This window comes from Spirosoma sp. (assembly GCF_048594605.1).
Taxonomy (GTDB): Bacteria; Bacteroidota; Bacteroidia; order Cytophagales; family Spirosomataceae; genus Spirosoma.
Window position 1 is genome coordinate 26,296 of the sequence record NZ_JBMDWV010000107.1, and the last position, 22,207, is coordinate 48,502.

The 22,207-nt window shown below is 49.5% G+C and carries 21 protein-coding genes; 11 read left to right on the forward strand and 10 right to left on the reverse strand.

The window, feature by feature from the left end; genetic code table 11:
• The first annotated feature begins 95 nt into the window (after positions 1 to 95).
• From ACOJS8_RS06340 to ACOJS8_RS06350, 3 genes are all read left to right on the forward strand, one after another.
• Positions 96 to 824: a YMGG-like glycine zipper-containing protein gene (locus ACOJS8_RS06340; RefSeq protein WP_420147693.1), complete on the forward strand. Its 729-nt coding sequence runs from the start codon at positions 96 to 98 to the stop codon at positions 822 to 824.
• Between the two features lie 79 nt (positions 825 to 903).
• Entirely contained in the window at positions 904 to 1,359 is a 456-nt protein-coding gene (locus tag ACOJS8_RS06345) for a YybH family protein (protein ID WP_420147694.1), read from the forward strand.
• An 89-nt stretch (positions 1,360 to 1,448) separates the two neighbouring features.
• The gene (locus ACOJS8_RS06350; RefSeq protein ID WP_420147695.1) at positions 1,449 to 1,865 is read left to right on the forward strand and encodes a hypothetical protein; all 417 of its coding nucleotides are present in this window, start codon (positions 1,449 to 1,451) and stop codon (positions 1,863 to 1,865) included.
• Here ACOJS8_RS06350 and ACOJS8_RS06355 read toward each other — a convergent pair whose 3' ends face one another.
• Both ACOJS8_RS06355 and ACOJS8_RS06360 read right to left on the reverse strand, forming a co-directional pair.
• Entirely contained in the window at positions 1,866 to 2,483 is a 618-nt protein-coding gene (locus ACOJS8_RS06355) for a trimeric intracellular cation channel family protein (RefSeq protein WP_420147696.1), read from the reverse strand.
• Positions 2,484 to 2,814: 331 nt separating this feature from the next.
• Entirely contained in the window at positions 2,815 to 4,050 is a 1,236-nt protein-coding gene (locus ACOJS8_RS06360; RefSeq protein WP_420147697.1) for a multidrug effflux MFS transporter, read from the reverse strand.
• A 161-nt stretch (positions 4,051 to 4,211) separates the two neighbouring features.
• On the opposite strand from ACOJS8_RS06360, the gene ACOJS8_RS06365 reads away from it, so the two are divergent.
• Positions 4,212 to 5,033 carry an arylamine N-acetyltransferase family protein gene (locus ACOJS8_RS06365; RefSeq protein ID WP_420147698.1) on the forward strand — a complete coding sequence of 274 codons (822 nt, stop codon included), beginning with the start codon at positions 4,212 to 4,214 and terminating at the stop codon, positions 5,031 to 5,033.
• 58 nt (positions 5,034 to 5,091) lie between these two features.
• Here ACOJS8_RS06365 and ACOJS8_RS06370 read toward each other — a convergent pair whose 3' ends face one another.
• Complete coding sequence (locus ACOJS8_RS06370; RefSeq protein WP_420147699.1) at positions 5,092 to 6,984, reverse strand: M1 family metallopeptidase; 1,893 nt, start codon at positions 6,982 to 6,984, stop codon at positions 5,092 to 5,094.
• A gap of 272 nt (positions 6,985 to 7,256) precedes the next feature.
• Between ACOJS8_RS06370 and ACOJS8_RS06375 the strand changes: the two genes are divergently transcribed.
• The 4 genes from ACOJS8_RS06375 (at position 7,257) to ACOJS8_RS06390 (ending at position 10,403) form a co-directional block, all read left to right on the forward strand.
• Entirely contained in the window at positions 7,257 to 8,075 is an 819-nt protein-coding gene (locus tag ACOJS8_RS06375) for a hypothetical protein (protein ID WP_420147700.1), read from the forward strand.
• A 37-nt stretch (positions 8,076 to 8,112) separates the two neighbouring features.
• Entirely contained in the window at positions 8,113 to 8,715 is a 603-nt protein-coding gene (locus ACOJS8_RS06380; protein ID WP_420147701.1) for a DinB family protein, read from the forward strand.
• Between the two features lie 95 nt (positions 8,716 to 8,810).
• Positions 8,811 to 9,251 carry an ester cyclase gene (locus tag ACOJS8_RS06385; protein WP_420147702.1) on the forward strand — a complete coding sequence of 147 codons (441 nt, stop codon included), beginning with the start codon at positions 8,811 to 8,813 and terminating at the stop codon, positions 9,249 to 9,251.
• A 135-nt stretch (positions 9,252 to 9,386) separates the two neighbouring features.
• The gene (locus ACOJS8_RS06390) at positions 9,387 to 10,403 is read left to right on the forward strand and encodes a hypothetical protein (RefSeq protein WP_420147703.1); all 1,017 of its coding nucleotides are present in this window, start codon (positions 9,387 to 9,389) and stop codon (positions 10,401 to 10,403) included.
• Positions 10,404 to 10,480: 77 nt separating this feature from the next.
• On the opposite strand, the gene ACOJS8_RS06395 is transcribed toward ACOJS8_RS06390, so the two are convergent.
• The 5 genes from ACOJS8_RS06395 to ACOJS8_RS06415 all read right to left on the reverse strand — a co-directional run bounded on the left by ACOJS8_RS06395 (position 10,481) and on the right by ACOJS8_RS06415 (position 17,618).
• The gene (locus ACOJS8_RS06395) at positions 10,481 to 11,680 is read right to left on the reverse strand and encodes an NRAMP family divalent metal transporter (protein WP_420147704.1); all 1,200 of its coding nucleotides are present in this window, start codon (positions 11,678 to 11,680) and stop codon (positions 10,481 to 10,483) included.
• A gap of 82 nt (positions 11,681 to 11,762) precedes the next feature.
• Positions 11,763 to 12,236, reverse strand: coding sequence for a Dps family protein (locus tag ACOJS8_RS06400; protein WP_420147705.1), 474 nt, complete (start codon positions 12,234 to 12,236; stop codon positions 11,763 to 11,765).
• A 158-nt stretch (positions 12,237 to 12,394) separates the two neighbouring features.
• On the reverse strand, positions 12,395 to 13,330 hold the full coding sequence (locus tag ACOJS8_RS06405) for a sugar phosphate isomerase/epimerase family protein (RefSeq protein ID WP_420147706.1): 936 nt from the start codon (positions 13,328 to 13,330) through the stop codon (positions 12,395 to 12,397).
• A 9-nt stretch (positions 13,331 to 13,339) separates the two neighbouring features.
• Positions 13,340 to 13,753 carry a hypothetical protein gene (locus tag ACOJS8_RS06410; RefSeq protein WP_420147707.1) on the reverse strand — a complete coding sequence of 138 codons (414 nt, stop codon included), beginning with the start codon at positions 13,751 to 13,753 and terminating at the stop codon, positions 13,340 to 13,342.
• 31 nt (positions 13,754 to 13,784) lie between these two features.
• Positions 13,785 to 17,618 carry a hydantoinase B/oxoprolinase family protein gene (locus tag ACOJS8_RS06415; RefSeq protein ID WP_420147708.1) on the reverse strand — a complete coding sequence of 1,278 codons (3,834 nt, stop codon included), beginning with the start codon at positions 17,616 to 17,618 and terminating at the stop codon, positions 13,785 to 13,787.
• A 291-nt stretch (positions 17,619 to 17,909) separates the two neighbouring features.
• Here ACOJS8_RS06415 and ACOJS8_RS06420 point away from each other — a divergent pair, with 291 nt between their 5' ends.
• Entirely contained in the window at positions 17,910 to 18,437 is a 528-nt protein-coding gene (locus ACOJS8_RS06420; protein ID WP_420147709.1) for a class I SAM-dependent methyltransferase, read from the forward strand.
• Between the two features lie 23 nt (positions 18,438 to 18,460).
• Here ACOJS8_RS06420 and ACOJS8_RS06425 read toward each other — a convergent pair whose 3' ends face one another.
• The gene (locus ACOJS8_RS06425; protein ID WP_420147710.1) at positions 18,461 to 19,213 is read right to left on the reverse strand and encodes a DeoR/GlpR family DNA-binding transcription regulator; all 753 of its coding nucleotides are present in this window, start codon (positions 19,211 to 19,213) and stop codon (positions 18,461 to 18,463) included.
• 54 nt (positions 19,214 to 19,267) lie between these two features.
• Here ACOJS8_RS06425 and nudK point away from each other — a divergent pair, with 54 nt between their 5' ends.
• On the forward strand, positions 19,268 to 19,855 hold the full coding sequence (nudK, locus tag ACOJS8_RS06430; protein WP_420147711.1) for a GDP-mannose pyrophosphatase NudK: 588 nt from the start codon (positions 19,268 to 19,270) through the stop codon (positions 19,853 to 19,855).
• Position 19,856: 1 nt separating this feature from the next.
• On the forward strand, positions 19,857 to 20,225 hold the full coding sequence (locus ACOJS8_RS06435) for a DUF4406 domain-containing protein (RefSeq protein ID WP_420147712.1): 369 nt from the start codon (positions 19,857 to 19,859) through the stop codon (positions 20,223 to 20,225).
• A 39-nt stretch (positions 20,226 to 20,264) separates the two neighbouring features.
• Here the strand turns inward: ACOJS8_RS06435 and ACOJS8_RS06440 are convergent.
• The coding region (locus ACOJS8_RS06440; RefSeq protein ID WP_420147713.1) for an LmbE family protein at positions 20,265 to 22,207 on the reverse strand (1,943 nt) is incomplete at its 5' end.

Genomic DNA, 22,207 nt, shown 5'->3' on the forward strand with positions numbered 1-22,207 from the left:
ATCTACCTCCATTCCAATCTTAGAACAAACAATTACGGAACAGAAAACGTTAGTTGTCATTTGTAAGCCATCGTATCATTTTAAAAACTGTTGATATGAAAAAGATCCATCAGGTTGTAGCACTAGGTTTGCTGACAATCAGTGCATTTGGCCAAACGGTCGAAGCGCAATCCATACAAGGATGGGGAACCGGAGCTAAAGGAGCTGCTATCGGTACAGGTGCCGGAGCCGCCATTGGCGCTATCGTGAACAAGAAAAATCGCGTGGTTGGCGGAGTGGTCGGTGGAGTAGCTGGCGGAGCGGCTGGTTATGCCATTGGTAAAAACGCTAAACGGCGCTGGAGTCCACAGGCGAAAGGGACAGCCATCGGAGCTGGTGCCGGAGCCGCTGCTGGTGCCATCATCAATAAGCGAAACCGCGTTGTAGGGGGTGTCGTTGGTGGAGTGGTTGGGGGCGCTGCCGGTTATGCCATCGGTAAACACAAGGACAATAAGAACAAAGCCGAAGCGGCAAGGCAGGCCGAAGCCGCTCGCATAGCCGCTGCGGAACGAGCTGCCGCCGAGAAGGCTGCTGCCGATCGGGCTGCTGCCGACAAGGCTGAACAGGCCAAAGCCGTGGCCCGTAACACTGTGCCGTCGTCTCAGGAAGTTGCTAAACCAACAGCAATTGCGGGTGTTGCCTCCAGTGTTCAGGCCGCCAGTTTGATCGACTCCGGCCAGCAACCCGTTTCGTACGTATTGAAATCGGGATTCCTGGCGAACGATACGTATGGCGATCCTTTGTCGCCGTATCCTACTTCTGAGTATCGCCGGAAAAGCTGGTAAGTTGTTGCCTGATACGTTGCTCCAGGCTTCGTTTTGGAGCAACGTATCAGACTAATATTCACAGTAAAATCCAACCATCATGAAACTATCCTGCTGCCTTCTATTTACGGCTGCTCTGTTAAGTTCCTGCTCAAAATCAACCGAAACCGTTAATATTCAGGAGCTTGATCAGCAATTTATTGCCGCCTGGAATAATAAAGATTCAGCCAAAGTCATTTCGTTTCTGGCCGACGACGTCCACTTTTTGCAGGGAAATACGCACTTTAAAGGAAAGACCGAAGTTGCCGACAAGTGGGTTCGCGAAACGATGCCGACGATCACCGACCTGAAAACGAACGTAGTAAGTTCGAGTACCGACACCCAGACGGCCTACGAAGCCGGTACGTTCTCGGTCGACGTGCTGCCAATCAATCCAAACGATCCGCATGCGTATGGCGAGGGCAACTATATTCTGCTCTGGAAAAAAGCATCGGACAACACCTGGAAGCTGAGCTATGCCCAATTGGAAGATTTGCCCGTTCAGGTGAAGAATTAAGCTATTAATTACCTTGTTGCGCGAAAGCCAAAGCAGACGTTTCTGCTTTGGCTTTCGCGCTGGAAAAAGGTGTAAACTCCGTTCTTTTTATGACAACGAATGAAATTTATGACGTACTGACGGATGCGATTAGTTCTGTCATTCCGGATGAGTGGACCATTGCCCGATTGAACGTCCAGATCCTGTCGGATGGGCAGGATATTGAATTTGACGGTACGTATCTGACACCTGGGGGAGAGGCTGAACCGTTAGTGGCTGACTTTGCGGATGAGGTAACGGAGGCCGTTCAGGAATTATATCTCCAGCGAAAAACCGAAGGGCTGCCCCGCGCCAATCTGCTGCAAATTGACCTGACTGCTCAGGGGAAATTTACTACCGATTTCAGTTGGGATCAGGAAATTCAGGACGAAGATGAGCACTTCAGCAACGGAGGCACCGCGCGCGAGTGGATGGAAATCCGCAAAGCCAGGTACGGTGCGGAAGATGACGAAACGGCTACGCCATAGTTAATGCTCCCATTTATCGCGGTACACAAACTTGGGCATGTGCCAGTCGTAACGAATAGACAGCAAACGTATTGCTAAACCGACTACGCCTGCCACAATCATAGCCAGGTTTGTGTGATGATACCAGTGGTTGAGTGCTACGTATAAACTACCCGTAACCAGTGACGCGCTGGCATAAATTTCTTTCCGCAGAAGTAGAGGAATGTCGTTGCATAACACATCCCGCAGCACCCCACCCGCACAGCCTGTTATCACTCCACTGAATACGACAATAGTAACCGGGAGATGGATTTCCTGGGCAATCTGACAACCGATCAGGGTAAAGACCACCAGCCCGAGCGCATCCAGATAAAGGAATAATTTCCTCAATCGGCCCATGAACGAAGCAATGAGCGGTGTAAACAGAGCTGCTCCGGCTGTTATGAGCAAGTATTCAGGATGCTCAACCCAGGCCATTGGGTAATGATCAAACAGCATATTACGTATTGTTCCCCCGCCAAGCGCTGTAATCCAGGCAATAATACAGACACCAACCCAATCCATATCCCGACGGCCGGCCGATAAAGCGGCTGTCATTGCTTCGGCTGTTATAGCAATAATGTACAATATATGAAGCATAGAAAATAGTTAATATGACCGTATATCTACTTATAAATAATTAGGCATATATACCTACAAAAATGGGGATTTTTTACTCGTATTCTCGGTTCGAAGCCTACGTATAAGTGAATTTTGCATTTATAAACGCCTATTAATCAGTCGATTGTTATGGAGAAACGTTTCTGGCATCAAATTCGTAACGTTTCTCATTGAAAATATCAGACTCCCTCTGAAAGACAGTTGTGGCTGTCAGCACTCTACAGATGTTTTCATCTACTCAACGCTATGAAAAAACCTCAATTCAATCAAAAGAATTGAGGTTTTGCTTTTGCTGCCAGCCCTGTGTCCGCTACAACATAACCTCTGCCATTGGTTCAGTAAGCGCGTTCTTGCTGGCCAGGTAGCGCGTAGTACGTTGTCCGACCAGCAAAATAATCAGCCCACTGGTGACGCAGACGGTCATAACACCGACCATCGGGATAGCCGTATTGTTGTGAAAAAAGCTGACCGCGCCGGAAACAAGCGCGCCAAAGCCCATTCGAAAGCTTCCCATTAAAGCCGCAGCACTCCCCGCGTGACGGACAAAAGGTGCCAGCGAAAGCGCCGACGCATTTGGATTGGTTAGACCCTGACCTGCCAGAAACAGAAACAACATGAGGATAAGACCGTATTTGCCGTACCAATCGCCCCAGGTGCCCACTACCAGCACAATACCAACTGCAGACTGATAAAGTAAGGTTGCATAAATAATCTGCTCATTCGTAAACCGTTTCAGCAGCAATCGGTTGAACTGCGTTGGCACAATCAACGCAATAGCCATGAAGGCAAAAATCCAGCCGTACTCCTGCGCACTGGCGTTGTAAATATTCATGAATATATCCGAAGAGCCGGCCAGATAAGCGAATGACGACGACGTAGCAATTCCACCGGTCAGCGAGTACGTCAGAAATTGCGGTTGTCTTAACACCGTGAAAAAGCTTGTCAGAACAGCCTTCGGACGTAACGAGAGCGACGGGTCGGCCGGTTTGCCGTCCGGCAGGGCAACGTACACGCCGACGAGCATCAGGAACGTAATAATCGCCAGAATGATAAAGATCGAATGCCACCCAAAAGCCGCCGTTGCATAGCCGCCGACCGTTGGGGCAATCATCGGCGATACGGCAATTACCAGCGTTAGCGTCGAAAAAACCTGAGCAATTTCATTGACCGGAAACAAGTCGCGGGCCAATGCCTGAGCGGCTACTAAACCCACACAGCCGCCCAGCGCCTGCAGGAGCCGCATAGCAATCAGCATATCGATGGACGTACTCATCGCACAACCTACCGAAGCCATCATATAAATAAGCAGACCACCGTAAAGCGGCAACTTACGCCCAAATCGATCCAGCAGTGGCCCGTAAATAAGCTGACCAACCGAAATGCCAATCAGATAAGCGGTTAAGGATAACTGAACTTGCGAAATGGATGTGTGAAGATCATGGGCAATGGCCGGAAAGCCCGGCAGATACATGTCGATGGAGAAAGGACTAATGGTGGAGAGCGTCCCTAAAATGAGGATAACAACGAAATACTGTCGGCGAGTCATGCGCGCAGAAAATGGTACCTGTTAGTAGTACGTTCGGCAGGAAACGATTGTTCCTGACAATTAGCATTACGTCCGCTTTATCTGATTACTCAACGTAATTGCTGATAGAACGGCTATTCAGGACGATTCAATCGACAATAGCTTGCCTTCATGTACTGATTATGCGCAACTTGTGCGACGAAATAAATTTCATGTCGATGAATGTCAGTGCCTATTTAGATCGGATTCAATACGTTGGTTCACCGGACGCAACCCTCGCTACGTTGCGCCATCTGCATCATCAGCACCTGTTAACAGTGCCGCTCGAAAACCTGAACATCCACTACGGTCGCGAGATTGTGCTGAAGCCGGAAGCGTTGTTCGATAAAATCGTTACGCAACGAAGGGGTGGGTTCTGCTACGAGCTGAATGGCCTATTCTATGAATTGCTACGTAGTTTAGGATACGATGTGAAACGGATTTCAGGACGGGTTTACGTACCAGGTGAGGGGTTTAATAATGAATTTGATCATCTGGCGATTGTAGCTCGTATCGACGATACCGACTGGCTGGTTGACGTTGGGTTTGGACGCCGGTTCCCGATTTATCCACTGCCAATTCAACTCGATCAACTACAGCAGGATAGTAGCGGGTCGTACCGCATAACAACCCACGATGAAAACTATCTCGCCATTCAGCAACAGGAAGAAACGGAAGAGTGGGTAACCGCTTACCTGTTTACGCTCATTCCGCGCGAATTAACTGAGTTTACCGATATGTGTCATTACCATCAGACATCTTCAGACTCGTTTTTTACGCAGAATAAACTGTGTACGCTTTTAACACCGAACGGACGTATTACGTTGACAGATAACACGTTGAAAATCAGAGATGATAAGCAAATTAAGGAATGGGCCATTACAGATACCGCCGATTTCGAAAGTCTGTTAGCCGCTCATTTTGGCATCAGTATGAAACAGGAGGATTCTCTGTATTCAGCGTAAAAGCACGCCTTGTGTATATCCAGTGCGGAATCATACACAAGGCGTAGGAAATTATGAATTACTTCGCTTTCCAAATATTGTTACGTTCGTCGGCATCCATAAAAATGCCGCCTTCCAGCGCGATCGACTGTACTTTCTTTTTGGTGGGCAATTTTATCGTCGCCTGTTTCTGATTTGCCTGCCAGATGGCGGGTGTCTGATGGAACGTTTCTTTAGTACCATCCATGAACGTAACGACCAGATCGACCGGTGCTACGTAGCCGCCAATGTTCTGTAACGTAACGACCGATTGCGTAGCTGAGTTTGCTACGTTCTGAATAGCAAAGTCGATGTAGTTGTTGGTGAAATACCAGTTGTTCCAGAACCAGTTCAGGTCTTTTCCCGTGCCGCTGTTGAAGCTGAAAAACATATCCCAGGGCGTCGGGTGCTTGCCGTTCCAGCGGTTCATGAATTCGTGCAGCCCTTTTTTGAACAGGTCATCACCCAGCATATCTTTAAGCGCCAGATACCCCAAAGCCGCTTTGCCGTATTCGTTGTTGCCCAATGCCGCACCACTCAGGATATTCGATGGCGTAATAATCGGTAAATCCTGCTCGGCCGACGGGTCTTTGATCCAGTGGATAACCCGAAACTGCTGAAACAGACTCACCGCTTTTTCTTTGCCTAAATCAGCCTGACCAATCAGATGCTCGAGCGCCGTTGCCCAGCCTTCGTCCATAAATCCGTAGCGGGTTTCGTTGGTGCCCATGTAGAACGGAAACCAGGTATGCGCAATCTCGTGTTCGGCCACAAAGCGGGCAAAATTCAGATCGGGCACTGAGCTGTCGTTTACCATCATCGGGTATTCCATATCGGCAAAACCCTGCACAATAGTCGTTTTCGGATAGGGGTACGCAATGCCCGGCCAGTTGTGAGAGAACCAGTCGAGGGAATGACGACCAAACTCAACCATGTGGTGAAAATCGTTGGCGTTGTCTTTAAAAGCTGCCTGTACACTCGCCCGCCGACCGGTTTTCTTGTCGACCACCACGCTCGACGCATCCCAGACGTATTGATCGCTGATACAGAGGGCAATGTCGGGAACGTTGCTGGCCTGCCACCGCCAGACGTTACTGGCCTGTTGCGCTGTTACGTTCCGGGCCGCAATATCCTTCGCCGTTGCTACGTGTATGATTGAATCGGTTTGCATGGATTCCGTCAGCCGCTTGGCAAACGTGGATTGCAGTACTTCATTGGCATTCTGCAAGTTACCTGTCGACCAGACGAGGAAATTGGCGGGTACTTTCACATTCACTACGTAGTCGTTGAAGTCGTTGTAAAACTCCTGCGCTTCAGTAAACGGCACCATGTCCCAACCGTAATAATCGTCGCGAACGGCCACGCGCGGATAAAAATAGGCCAGATAGAACGTAGTAGAATCCAGCTTCCCTTCGCGGTTGCTTTCCTGCGAAATGTCGTAATGCCAGTCGAACGTCAGCTTAACCGAATCGTGCGGCATCAGCGGTTTTGTGAGCGGCATCCGATGTACAGTTGAGCTCGTAGCGGGCCACAGTCGTGCTACGTTGTTTTCAGTATATCGGTCGATTTTTACGCCGGATGTCATGTAATCGGCGGAAACGGGCTGTTGCCGAACGGCGCCCGGCTGGTGGCTATTCAGAAATAACTTAAACGCCAGAAACGACAGCGTATCGGGGCTGTTGTTGACGTACGTAATTTCTTCGCTTCCCTGAATGGTTCGATTTGGTGGTGCACACGTAATGTTGATGGTGTAGCGGGCCGAGTTCTGCCAGTAGTTTTTACCCGGTTTACCATCCATCGAGCGGGTTCCTTTCTGGTACGCCTGTTTTACGTTACGGGGCATGTACAAACTTTGCGCCTGCGATGTAGTCAGGCCAAGCGTTGTGCTCAGGAGAACAAGTAAAATCGGAAGGTTGGTGCGATACGTTGACACAGCTGGTATTAATTTGATGAAACAGCCCCCAAGTTAGCGCCTTCAAACGCGTGTAGCCCCGAAAAAAGGATGATCGGTTGCAGTTGAGAACGGTTATGCCGCCTGCGCGCCAGAAATGTGACCGTCTCCAGAAAAATACAGCAACCGAAAGTTAATGGATTAGCTTTCCCAAAAGCTGATTTGGCAGAAGCCTCGTGCTAAATGTCGCATTTTTACAATTTTGGCGCTTGAGGCAGCCATAGTTTTGTCATCAAATCCACATACATAATACAATGACAAAGCTATTTTTTATTCTCTTCACTACGTTGCTGCCAATCCTGGCGTTTGAATCTGATGAGCCGGTGGGCAAACTGAATGGTGCCTTTCGGCAGACAAAAAACAAGTACGGGTCCATGACCGACTGGAAGCCCCGCGACTCGGTTACGGTAATTAAGGTGTTTCGGGACGGCTACTGGTTCGGGGCTTTTTACGACGACAAACGGCGTGGGCGCTATGACGAAAAAAACACCGGCCCAAGCCCGTTCAATGGAGCCTGTGGCGGTACGTATGAACTCAAAAATGGCAAGTACGTCGAGACGGTTGGGTTCTATTCCTGGGATTCAACGGCGGTCGGCAACGTCTTTACGTTCGATTATAAGGTTAGCCCGCAACAGTATGAACAGTACGGCATGATGAATTCAGAGCAGTACAAAAACTACCCGATCAACGAGATAAGCGAACGTATCAGGGCGAAGGAACCACTTAAAAACAGTGCGCTGGAAGGCGTCTGGTTTATGAAAGAAGGGCAGTGGGGAAACGACCGTTTGGGTGAAGGCAAGTATAAAAACATACAGGTAGTCAAGATATTCAGTTACCCGATGGTCGTCTATGCTTATTACAATGCCGTGACGAAGCAGTTCAATGGAGCAGGTGGTGCTACGTATCAGTACGACGGCACTACGTTGACCGAAACCAACGAATTCTGGTCGTGGCAGGCAGATGGCAAACGGCGTGGTATGGTCGAAAAATTTAAGATTTCGCCCAAAAATGGCCAGTACACGCAGCAGGGTTGGGACGGGAAACTCCGCGAAGTATTTGTGAAAGTGAAGTAAATCAGTTCTATATCTACACCATTTCTTCATATCAATCATGAAAATATTTCTTACAATCCTGATCGCTACGTTGGCGATTTCGGCAAGCTATGCGCAAAAACTCTGGACGGAGGAAGATCGGAACTATACGGTCGACAATCTCCGGCGTACCCGCGACGAACTCACACGTGAAACCGAAAACCTGACTGATGAGCAGTGGCATTTTCACGAATCGCCCGACCGCTGGAGCATTGCCGAAGTGGTGGAGCATCTGGCGCTGTGGGAGATTATCTGGGCCCGCGAAATCGGGATCAGTAGTCGGAATACACCCCAGCCTGAACTGATCAAAACTAGTCAGCCCGACAGTTATTACCGTGAATTTATTATGGAAGAGAAACCGCACATCTCGCCCGATTTTTCGCGACCAACAGGCTTTATCAAAGGAAAAGATAACCTCACATTCTTTACCCGGCTGCGAGATCAGAACATTGCTTTTGCCGAAAAGACAGAAGCTGATATGCGTGCCTGTTTTGAATTAACTGCCACAAAATCACCACGTAACCTGCATCAGGTGTATATTTATCAGTGGGGGCACGTTGACCGGCATTTACGCCAGATCCGCAAAATTAAAGCGCACGCCAGTTACCCGAAAGCGCAGTAGCCAACGGGTGAGGGCATAGGGCAAAGGAAGGACTCCATTGATGTCCGCCCCATGCCCTTACCCCTCTGCCAATCACCTATTAACCAACACAAACAATGGAAACGCTAAATAAAATTTCGCTTACTGAACAGACACGCAAAGGGGCTTGTCTGGCTTTTTTCTCGGCGTATCAGGATATGGATACGGCCCGCATGATTCAACTCGCCACACCCGATGCTACGGTGCATTTTCAGCCGATGGGCGAAGATGGGAAAGGCTCCTTCTGGGAGTTTGGCAAGGGCGTCTGGCAACTCATTATGGATTGTTTTCCCGATGTCGACAATACCGTTGATAGCCTGACCGCTGAAGACAATACCGTTACAGCACACGTAACTATTTTTGGTACGCAGAAACAGGATTTTATGGGAATCACAAATAAAGGACTGAAATTTAATAGCGATCACGTATTTGTTTTTCGCTTCGACGAAGCCGATCGCATTACGCATTTAGATATCAACTGGGATCATGCCAGTTTTTGCAGACAGCTGGGGGCCTGAAATTATCTATATAATGTTACTCATTGACGAGCCTGGGATAACCGGGCTCGTTTTATTTTGTTTAATCTGCTTTCTGGTAAACTTAAGTAGTAAAAAGTCTTATATTTACTCTGTATCTTATTGTCTTTACTTACTATGAAAATTTTTACAGTTAGTGCCGTTATCTTATTACTCGGCTTAGGGACAGATATATTGGGTCAAAGCCAGATAATAACCCCAGACAATCAGGTCGTTAGCTTTCAGTCTGTCAACGGAACAACAAATTTATTTATTGGCCAGAGTACGAGTGCTGTCAATGGCGGAACCTACAATACGTTTATGGGCAGTCAGGCTGGTCAGAGCAACTCAACGGGTTCTTACAATTCGTACTTTGGCTATAAAGCGGGCTTCCCGAATACCGTTGGTAGCCACAATACGTTCGTTGGTTATGAAGCTGGTAAGCTTAATACGGACGGTAGTGATAACGTATTTATTGGCTATAACGCCGGGCAGCGCAACATACGGGGAAACCAGAATCTTATCATAGGACCCAATGCCGGTTTCGATGGTACGGATGGCAGCAGTAACACGCTTCTGGGCGCTAACGCTGCTGGCATGGGGGCGGGTTTATCGAACGCAACGGCTATTGGTGCCAATGCCCGTGTTATGAGCAGTAACGCTATGGTATTGGGCAATAATGTCAATGTAGGCATTGGTACATCTACCCCGCAAAATCGACTCGAACTGACGGCGGGTGTGGAGGGACGTAGCGGACTGCGTCTGACCAACATGACCGCCAGTTCATCAGCAGCAGAGACTACGGCCAGCAAATTTCTGACGGTTAACGACAAGGGTGATGTTACGTTGGCAGGACGATTGTCAACGGTAGCCATGCACGTACAGCCGACAACAAAAAATGAGTGGGCCGATTATGTCTTTGCACCGTCTTACCGCTTGAAGCCTCTGGCTGAAGTGGAGCAGTACGTTCAGGAACATAAACACCTGCCCGGTATTCCCAGTGCTGAGGAAATGGTAAAGCAGGGCACAGATCTGACTACGCTGCTGGCTACGCTGGTAAAAAAGAACGAAGAATTAACGCTTCATCTCATTGCGCAGCAGAAACGTATCGAGCGATTGGAACAGCAGAATAAGCAACTGCGGAAGAAGAAATAGAAAACAAATAGCAGACAGGTAAGGGTCAGTGAACTGTGTATTTAGCCTGATAACGTAACGCCCGGCTCTTAGCTTCGCTATTGAAACGCCAGCCAGACGTTCCACAGACCAAGAACAGCCGTTACAATGACAACAAGGCCCATGGCTATGTTCTGGCTCAACGAATTACAATACGTATCACCCAGAAGTTTCCGGTTGTTTACGGCCGCAAACAGAAATAGCGTAACGAAGGGTAACAGAACCCCGTTAATTGCCTGAACCGCAACGATAACCGGAATAGGTGTTACGTTCAGTAAGCCGAATGTTAGCCCGGTTCCCATAACTATCAGCCAGATAGCGCGATACGCTGGTGAGTTTTTACGAATACCCAGCAGGCTTTGCGCCGTAACGGAAGCCGCCAGAGGTGCCGTTAGCGAGGAGGCAAACCCGGCGGCAAATAATCCGAAAGCGAATAAAGAACCCGCCCAGGTGCCAAGTCGGTCGGTCAGTACCTGGGCCATGTGCGGATACGAGAAGTCTTCAGGAATAAGCAGCCCGGCTAACAGAAGCACAACGGAAATAATCCCGCCCAGAACAACCGCGACCCAGATGCCCAGCCGCATTTCACTCAGCGATTGACCCGCCGAATCCACGGTGGGTACGATACTCGATCCGAAAAATAGGTTATAGGGTACAATCGTTGTCCCAATCAGGCTGTTTACCAGCAGCAGCGAGCCGGTAGGAATCGTCGGCACGACCAGCGCTTTGGCCAGTTGGACGGACGTAACGGGCGTTCCGAATGCTACGTAAATAAATGCCCCGCCCATGGCAAAGACAATAAGGCCCAGAAAGTTGGCCAGACTCTGCGTTGAACCGATCCAGAGTAGTAAAATACAGACGAAGCCAACAACAACCGTCAGGGTGGGGACGGGTATATTTGTGAGAAGGGCCAGGCCCGAAACAGCGCCCAGAATATTACCCGCCTGATAGGCAGCACAGCCCAAAAAAATCGCCAGAAACAAAGCCCACGCAATTCTCCGACCTTTGTTTCCGGCATAAGTATGTGTGATAACCTGCCCCAGATCCTGCCCGGTGGCAATTGTGATCCGGGCGGCTGCTTCCTGAAGCCAGACGGTTCCTAACGTAGCAAACGTAAGTACCCAAAGCAGTTGTAAACCAAATTTCGACCCGGCTATAGCGCAGGACGTAACGGAACCCGGCCCAATGAAGGCTGCCGAAATGACCGACCAGAATAAGACACTACCAAGACCAGAGCGAAGCGAGAGAGATTTGGGCATAAAAAGCGATGAGTGCTGAACGATAATTGATGAATGTAGGAAACATTTCGCTAAGTCATCGTTCAGCATTCATCGTTCATCACTAAGATAAGTACTTTCTCAACATCCAGGCCATGGCTTCGTGCGCTTCCATCAGACCCGTCAGGAAGTCGGCAGTACCGGCGTCTTTTAGTTCTTCGTCGCACTTCTCCACGTCTTCGCGTAACTCACGAACAATTTGCTCGTGATCGGACAAGAGATTTTTGAACATTTCAGCGGTATCCTTTGGCTTTCCTCCGTCTTCTTTCAGGCTGGTATTATGAATGAATTCGCCCATTGTCGCCAGGGGGGTACCACCCAGTTGCCGAATACGTTCGGCTACTTCGTCAATTTCAGCTTCAATGGCTTTGTACTGCTTCTCGAAGAATTTATGGTACTCCATAAAATTCGGTCCTGCTACGTTCCAGTGGTACTTACGGGTTTTGATATAGAGTACGTGCAGATCAGATAGAAATTCGTTGAGTAGGATGTTGTCCTGTTTCAGAACATCTTTTTCGAGACCAATATTGGGTTGCATAATGCTAACGTTGGTTAAATGAGTAACAGAATCAGCAGGCCAGACTTCTGGCGTGATACTTCATTAACCAAGTGTGTGCCGCTTTGTTCTGTGCAGACCGTAATGTATTGATAGTCTAAATTAGCTCTTCTGAACAACAGATTTTACGGCTTCTCTGCTTAGATGAGTCCTGCAAAAACGGTACGGGTGTACTGTAGATTTTGTTTATGTGCTTCGACTGGGCCAATTGTATTCGGTGAATTCTTCTCCAGACATTGCTCCAGCACCAGCAGCGGCTGAACGTTCAAATTCTTTAAATCCGTTGCAAGCCGCCGGTAGTTAATATCGCCGTCGCCAAACGTTTCCTGCCAGATCCCATTTTTCGACTGACGAATATGCACCTCCACAATACGTTTACCGTACAATTTCACTATGTCGAAAAGGGCTATCTGCGAATTTCCGGAACCCCGATAAACCCAGTGCGCATCCAGACAGAGCGATACGTTTTTAGGGTCGGTTGCCAGCATCATGTGGTGAAATTCGCGGGCGGCCTGCCGGTGTTCGGGAGCGTGGGTATGATAGGCCAGCGTAAATCCCTGTTCTCGTAGCTGAGCGCCTAACCGATCAAGATTTTTGGCCTGTTCAATGAGGTCGGCATCGGTTTTATCTTCCTCACTACCCCATTTGATCGGATTGGGATTTGTGGCGATGATACGTGCCCCTAACGGTTTGGCGGCATCGGCAATGGCCAAAACCGACTCGATGGATTTTTGCGCTTCGTCGGCGCGGTGCAGCGAACTGTTGACATAAAGCGACGGCATCGCCAGCTTGTACTTTGTCAGATAAGGCGCCAGTTTTTTTACCTCATCGACACTGGTGAACGAAGGTTCGTAAGCAGTTAACCCAGTTTTTACGTAATCCGTCAGCGACGCATCAGGGTCAGCCATCCATTCTTTTTTCTCCCGCCCATAAAAAGTGCCCCATGTGTACGCATTGCAGGAAATTGGCCAGGTCTTAGCAACTGTATCTGCCTGAACTGGCTGATCAATGGGTAAAACAGTAGCGCCCGCTAAGGCAGTAAGCGAGGTTAGAAATTGGCGACGGGTTGTGGGCATGGTAGTAAATTACCTGATTTCTTTAGTTTTTATCTCTACTGTGTCTCGACTCACCGTACAGTAAATCCATAATTGGGGATGTTGAACGAAGTCAGTGTCAATGAATCTATTCGCTTTGTTAAGGTACTGGCTAATTTCTATAGCCACTCTGTTTTTTACCTCAGTTTCTAAGGATTCCGGGAGTAAATTTGTTCTGAAGCCAGACTGATAAATAGTAAATTTCCAGCTTTCATTTTGTATTCTTCCAGATAAACTAACAGGATGAATAGTTAGTTGATCCTGTTCAGAATTGAGAATTTGCGTATCAAGATGGCGGCCTGGAACAATCTCAAGAAAGGTAGACTCAATGGATTTTTCCAGTTCTTTTAGTTGCTTTCTCGTAAACAAATAGCGAAAGCCGGATGGAATCTTTTGTGTCTTCATACGGATATAAGGTCAAACCAGCGTGCTTTTACTAATCAATTAGTCCAACACCACCACCGCCCGGTGTTTCGATACGTATACGCTCACCCATTTGCATGGCGCGGGTGAAAATACCCGGTAAGGTTTCTTCGCGACCGTCGGTGTAAATCAGGGTTTGCTGGCCAGTTTTGCCGGGTTCCCCACCGTTTAATCCGTAAGGCGCTACGTTGCGGTGCTGACTCAGTAACGTAGCCTGAACCGGTTCCAGAAATTCGATTTCACGGACAATACCATCGCCCCCGCGCCATTGTCCGGCCCCGCCTGATTCACTACGTATGCTGAACTCGTGCAAACGTACCGGATAGCGTCGTTCCAGTTCTTCGGGATCGGTGAGTTTGGTATTGGTCATGTGCTGGTGCACCGCCGAACGGCCATCAGCCCCCGCCGTAGCGCCCGTACCTCCGCAAATCGTTTCGTAATAGCCGAAACTTCCCAAGCTTGCCGGTGCACTGGTCTGAGTCGACTTGCCAAACAGAAAATTATTCATCGTTCCCTGACTGCAGGCTGCCAGTCCCAGTGCCTTGAGCAACGTATCAACCAGCCGCTGACTGACTTCGGTGTTACCGCCTACAACGGCAGGGCAATTGGCGGACGTATCGGGGAAAATCGGATTCAAAAACGACGACTCCGGTAAAATGAACGTAACGGGAGCCATTAACCCTTCGTTGAGCGGAATATCTTTCCCGCACCACAACCGCAATACATAGAGGACGGCGCTGTATAGAATGGAAATATTGGCGTTGAGATTGTTTGGATGCACACCCGACGTACCCGTAAAATCGAACGTAGCGTGGCCCTCTTCTACAGAAATTTTTACCCGAATCAGGTGCCCGTCGTCCAGCGGCTCTTCGGCTTCAAAGGTCTGGCCGTTTAGCGGTTTTAATACGGCAGCGATGGCGTCCGTTGCTGATTGATGCAAACGGGCCATATAGTGATGGGTTATTGACAGACCGTATTGATCAACAAGCTGTTGTAAAGCCGTTTCGCCCGCTTTGAGTGATGCCAGAGCCGCTTCGATGTCGGCGCGGTTTTCGGCCAGAGCGCGGGTGGGGTAGAGGCAATCCGTAAAGCGCGACGCTAAGCCATCCGCTACGTTATCATTACTATTTTCCCATAAAAACTTACCGGCTTTCACGACGTATTGCGGTTCCAGAATAACCCCTTCTTCGTCAAGCGACGTAGCGTCGGGCGGCATCGAACCTGGTACTTTTCCGCCTATTTCGGCATGATGGGCACGGTTGATGACGTAACCGATTAACTTAAGGTCAGCCGTGAATATGCCACTGAGCAACGTAACGTCGGGTAGGTGAGAACCACCGTATTTGGGGTGATTGGTAATGATCACGTCGCCCGGTTCGAGCGGTAATTTTTCCAGCACGAGTCGCGCACAGATACCCAGGCTGCCCAGATGCACCGGAATGTGTGGCGCATTGGCTACCAGTTCGGCTTTTTCATTGAGCAGCGCGCAGGAAAAATCGAGTCGCTCTTTAACGTTGACCGAAAACGCCGTTCGCTGCAACTGAGCGCCCATTTCTTCGGCAATTGCCCGGAAACGCTGTGTGAACAGTTCAAGCTGAATGACTTCGTTGCTTTCCTGAGCTTTCTGCGCAGAAAAGTCTTCTTCGATATCTGCAATGTAATCGACCACAGCATTTTTATCCGCCTGAACAATGACCCGCCAGCCGGGTTCGATAAAGGCCGACGACGTTGTGTTGAGCAACAACGCTGGCCCCCGGAACGTATCGCCTTCCTGCAATTGCGTCCAGTCGTAGGCGGGATACGTATCGGTTTCGAACGTGGGGACTGCGTGCCGGTGGCTAACCGGTGAACCATGGCTGCTACGTTCCGGACCGACCGTGCTGACAAGCACCCGAATGCTCTCCACTTCTATAGTGCGGTTAGTCGGGTAATGACCATATAAATGCTGGTATTTCTCCTGAAAATCAGTTTCTAACTGGTCGCCAAACGGTACATCGACAGTAGCTTCCTGACCCGATAAGCGTAGGAATACGGATGTTGATTTCGTTTCAATTGATTCATTACTCCCTATATCATAACGTAGCATTTGAGCCGCTTCCTGACGCAGTGTAGTAATCAAATCCGGCAATTCAGTAGCGACATCCGTTAAGGGACGTAACACGGAGCGTGAAGCCATCCACTCAATTTGCGCCTGTCCAATACCGTAGGCGCTCAGCAAACCTCCATCGAAGGGAAGGAGCATTTGCTCCATACCCAACAGCCGGGCAATGGCGCAGCCGTGTAAACCACCTGCTCCACCAAAAACCAGAAGGCTATAGTCTTTCGGATCAAAACCCCGCGATACAGAAATTTTTCGGATGGCCCCCGCCATGGTTTCATTGGCGATTCGTTCAAACCCTCGCAGCAATACGTTTGCATCGGGTCGAGTACCTGTCTGTTGTTCAACCTGTTGTAAAATATTGTTCAGGGCGATCTGCGCTTTGTCGGGAAAAACAGGTATGCCAAACTGCTTCGGGTGAAGTTTACCCAGCAGCAGATTGACGTCGGTAATGGTTAGCAGCAACGGCTGACCGTGGCCCCCGGCACCGTAGCAGGCTGGTCCCGGATTGGCACCTGCGCTATGTGGTCCTACGCGCAACTGGCCAGAGGCTGCACCGTCGAGCGTCGAACCAGCGAGCGTCGCTCCATGTGCTTCAAACCAGCAGATGGAACCGCCACCGGCCGCTACGGTTTCAATCGCCAGCGATGGAAGTTGAAGGTCAAATGAGCCGATTTTTGTCGCGAAACGATAGTCCAGATGCCGCTGAATCCGCGCTACGTCGGTGCTGGTGCCGCCCATGTCGAGCGTAAGAATTGGCTGCCCATCAGCCACCGTGGCGGCTCCAATAACCCCGCCCGCCGGACCGCTCAGCAAACTGTCTTTGGGCTGAAACAGATCGGCCCGAACAAGGCCCCCGGCGCTGGTCATGATACGTAGTGAATTGCCTTTGCCCAACTGCCGCTGTACATTGTCGAGATACGACCGCATAACGGGGGTCAGGTACGCGTTCACGACCGCCGTTTGCGTACGCGCTACGTATTGCGGAGCCGTCGATACGTCGGTGGAAAGCGTTATCTGGTGGAAGCCCGCTTCCAGAAGTGCATCGCGCAGGGTTTGTTCGTGAGCCGGATTTCGATACGCGTTCATCAGGGAAATGGCTACAGCTTCGGGCTTTGTTTGCCGAAGCTGCTCCAGCAACGTAGCGATTGTATCGTCGGATAAAGTCGTTATTGACTGACCACCAGCGGCAATACGTTCCTCAACTTCCAGTACCGAATCGTAGAGAACGTCGGCGGGGGGGATGGCGAGCTGAAAGAGATTCGGTCGTTGCTGCGTTCCGATTTTAAGCAGGTCTTTAAACCCTTTGGTTACCAGCAACGCAACGCGCTCACCTTTTCGCTCTAGCAGTGCATTGGTGCCTTTGGTGGTTCCAAGCCGCATTTCGAGCTTCGGAAAAGGCTGATTCAACGGGGTTTGCGTCAGGAGCCGAGCGGCCAGAACCGGCGCTTCCTCGTCCGTAAACAACTCAATTGTTCTCCGATCGGGTAAAGGGATCTGATTATTTAGGGAAAGAATTCCGGTAGCTGTCAGCGTTTCTATTGTAAACACCTCATCTGTTTCAACGATACGTGCCTGATATCCATCAAAAATAGGAGCGCTGAGCCACGGGGCTACCAGTTTACCATTGATGAGTTGCCCACGCAATTGGCTGCTGCTGAGTACTTTGGTTCGGTGTAAATTGCCGTCGGGATCAAGCGCAAGTCCGTCGGTGAACGTACCACCCGTATCAATCCATATTTGCCACATGAGGGATAAAAAACGTATTTCGCAAAAATCGTGATCGGACCGGCTTTTCCCTATTGCTGACTCCAATAGTTTTTGTGGAATTCACTTATTTTGAAATGCATAGGCTTACTTCGGATACGTAAAAAAGATAAACCGTTCACAAACATGCTATTGAAAATTACAAATGCGCTGGTGATGATTTGTATGGGTTTCAAACAGCAATAGATAGTACTTTTGAGTAGATTTTAACGTCTGGATATTGATCTGGCAACGTATTGACCGACTTTCACTATAATCTTAAGAGCTATTCGGATGCAGCTAGCCGACGCCCTCGAACTGATCGATAACCAACGTATCGGTACTAATGGAATACAGCACTGGGCTGATCTGGGCTGTGGAACAGGTCTGTTTACACAGGCTCTGGCTTCATTATTGCCGAATGAGAGTGTAATCTATGCCATTGACCGTCAGGCTCAACCGCGCAATACGTCGCCCGACGGGCATTCGGTTCGTATTGATTTTATCAGAGCTGATTTTGAGGTGGAACTGCCGACCCTTCCGAAACTTGATGGGCTGCTCATGGCCAATGCTCTGCACTACGTAGCAGATAAAAAACGGTTTCTGGAACGTATCGTACCTCGTCTGTCTGATCGGGCTCTGGTGCTGATTGTGGAGTACGAAACAACCCGATCGAATCCGTGGGTGCCTTTCCCGATCACGTACCGACAATTGGGTGATTTATTTTCCGGTATTGGGTTTTCTACAATACAAAAGCTGGGCGAACGCCCCTCTGCTTATGGGCAAGGAAACATGTATGCGGCCCTTCTTTCACGTCAGTAGTTACGTGTTGCATTGATCGAGAGTTAATTAATTAACGTAACGCCAGCCCGACGATATGCTTTCACTACGTCGGGGCTGGCTTCGTTGTCGGTAATCAACACGTTGAAGAGGCTCAACGGGGCGAAAGAAAGGTATTTGTCGGTTTCGAGCTTCGATGAATCGCAGAGCAGATAAACTTTCTCGGTTTGGCGCGCAACGGCCGTGGTGATGCTGGCCTCCTTTTCGCTGTTGGCACTCAACCCATTCTGTAACGAAATCCCATCGACACCCAGAAAAGCCCGATTCGCGCGGTAACGGGCAATGTGTTCTTCAGCAATCAGACCGTGAATGGCCTGTCGCTCTTTATCCACTTCTCCGCCCACCAGATTAACCGCTACGTCCGAATTTATTAACTCGGCTACAACCGGCAACGAGTTGGTCACCACGGTGATCCGTTTATTACGGATGAACTGGCAGAGCCGAAATACCGTACTGCCACAGTCCATAAAAATGACGTCGCCTTCCTGAATCTCCCGCGCGGCCAGTTGACAGATATAATCTTTTCGCTCGGCATTCATGGCGGTTTTGTTAGCAAATGTGTGTCTGTCAGTTGCCAGACTCACTTTCATAGCCCCCCCGCGAGTTCGGTAAATATGCCCTGATGCCGCTAATTGGACCAGATCGCGACGAACCGTCATCTCGGAGGTCTGGAGTAAGTCCGCCAGGCCGCTAACATCAACGGAGCCGCGTTCTTCGACCGTTTGCACAATTAGTTGCTTGCGCTGTTGGAAATTCATGACGTATTAACTTGTTTTGTTCAAAAATAAACAAAATCAAACAATTTTGAACAAATGACTAATGAGCGAGTGCAAATAACGGAGGAGAAACTACTTTCTGACAACTGGTACGTTCTAAAACGATTTACCTTTAATTACCTTGGCAAGGATGGCTGCTGGACTACGCAGCAGCGTGAGGCTTATGATCGCGGGAACGGCGCAACAATTTTACTTCACAATCCAGAAACCGACACGGTCATTCTCACCCGTCAGTTTCGGCTACCAACGTTTGTCAACGGAAATCCATCGGGTATGCTGATCGAATCCTGCGCCGGTTTGCTCGATAACGACGACCCCGAAACGGCTATTCTTCGCGAAACGGAAGAAGAAACCGGCTATCGAATTCAGTCGGTGCAAAAAGTTATGGAAGCGTATATGAGTCCCGGTTCGGTAACTGAGAAACTATTTTTTTACATCGCTCAATACACGGTCGACACGGAGCGTAACGCCGGTGGGGGTGTTGACGAAGAGGAGATTGATATTCTCGAATTGCCTGTGAGTCAGGCTTTGGCTATGATAGAAAGTGGTGAAATTATGGATGGCAAAACCATTATGCTGCTTCAACATTTGCGTCTGCAACAACTTACTACGTCTCTGAACTAATATGCTGATACTCATCGCTGGACCGTACCGCTCCAATACCAACGACAATCCTGAACTAATTGCTCAGAATATGCACCGCATGGAAGAAGCAGCCCTGACCGTCTATCGTGCCGGGCACACACCAATCTGTGGAGAATGGATTGCTCTGCCACTTATTCAGCAAGCGGGTTCAACTCAAGTAGGGGATACTGTATTCAATGAAATTTTTCATCCCGTAGCGGTTCGTTTGATCGACCACTGTGATGCGGTGTTGCGTGTGGGTGGCCCATCGGCCGGGGCCGACGAAATGATGAATCAGGCAGCGTTGAAAGGTAAACAGACGTATTGGGCTATGGAGAATTTGCCGGTGGCATCAGTGAGTTCTGTATAGTGAGTGAAGCCGGGTACGAGAACCCGACTTCACTCTGGATTACTTACCTACCGAAATCAGGTTAGCGAACAGACAGTATGCGCCTGGAACACCGGCGGGTAGTTCGCGGAAGAAAACCAGACCTGTGTACATAAAATGACCTTTGCCGTATTTGGCGTAAATCAGGCTGCCTTGTTTGGGGGCTTCGTTCTGGTCGTGGGCGGAGAAAATCGGCTCGTAGGCTTTGTCCCAATCCTGCGCGAAATAGATGCCCCGCTCCTGAATCCAGTTGCTGAAATCGGCTTCAGTAATCTTGTTAGGGTAATTAAGCAGCCGGTGCTGTGGATTGATGAACGTCATAGGCGCGTCTTCTTCCGTAACGCGCTCATTTACGACTTTAAAAGGGTATGGCCCCAACTGACTGACTTTCAAGCCGTTTTGAATAAATCCCGAACCGCCCGGCGTTACGTATTGAACCACCATTGTGCCGCCGTTTTTTACGTAATCCATCAGCTTGGGCTGATAGATGGCCAGAAAATCATCGGTATTATACGCTCGAACCCCGGCAACGATGGCATCGTAAACAGACAGGTTTCCACTGAGTTGAGCAGGTCCTAATAATGTAACCTGACAACCCATTTGTTGCAAAGCGGCTGGTACGTCGTCGCCAGCGCCAACAATATAGCCGATGTTTTTGGCGGTCACCTTTACATCCAGCTTAACCAGTTTGGCTTCGGCGGGCGGAAACAGCGTTTGGGTCGGAATATGCTTGTAAGCAATCTGGCGCAGGGCCGTGGTAAACGTACCCGTGCCGGTCGTCATAACTGCCCGCAAACTGCCGTTTTTTGCCCCAGCGGTTGAGGTTAACTTAAACGTAGCACGTTGTTCATCGTCTTTTCGGTCCAACGAAAACGGCGCAGATTTTGGTTCGATGGTCCAACCCGCAGGCGCATCAATTTTCAATGTTCCTGTTACGTTGGCTCGTCCGGCTTTGACAACTACTTCCACTGTTTTCGACGTATTGTCTGAAAAGGCATAAACGCGCTCCGTAAAGTTGGCCATCACTTCGGGCTGTACGATAAACGGACGATAGATTTCGCCATCGACAGGATCGGTCGATTTATAGACAACCGGTCGGGTAAACGTAAATCGTTGTCCGTTGATGTCAACTATATAGCGGGCGGTAAGGGCGGGCGGGCTTTCGGGTAGCCCAATCAACTGTTGATTATCTACCTGAAACATTCCCTTAATCATGGGTTTTTCGAGCCAGTATGGCTGCGAAATTTTGTGGTTAGCCGGGATGGTTACCTGGATGGGTAACTGAACAACGTCGTTCGGTTTGAGGGCCAGATTGAGGGTTGTATCTTTATTGGTTGAATACTGGACGCCCACCAGCGTAACAGGGTATTCGGCCCGGCTGACGACGCTTGTGGACAGATTAACGGTAGCACCGGGTGTAACGGCATACGTAGCCGGATTGGTTTCAAAATAGAGCCCCAAGCACTGCTGAATAAGCGTTTGCACGTCCTCACGTTTACTTTTAACGTACAGATTTGTTGTATCCAGTTTGCCAAGAGCACCGTACAATTGTACCAGGGCCGGCACCGACGCAGCTGGTTGATCGGGCCGGAAGTTGTTGATCAGTTGCGTTACCTGCGTCTGAACGTCTGCCGAATTAGCGACCCGTTTCCAGCTTAGGTCTACGCCGTCGAGCGGATCTTTCTGTACTGGATCTCCGCCTTTCAACAGCAGATAATCGATACGGGCTCCCCGATTGGCCGCTACGCCGAACCCCTGACTTTTATGCTGACTCCGGCTTTCGGCCGCAATTTCGCCGTACGATTTACCCAGTAATGAATTATAAAGCCCTGTTTCGATACCGATCAAGTTTCCGGCTTCCTCAGGTTTTCTGTTGCTCATAAATGCGCCCGGTATGAATACGTTCCATAATATACGTTTGGCCTGCCAGGGCTTTACGTATTGAAGTTGTTCGGGAAACTTCG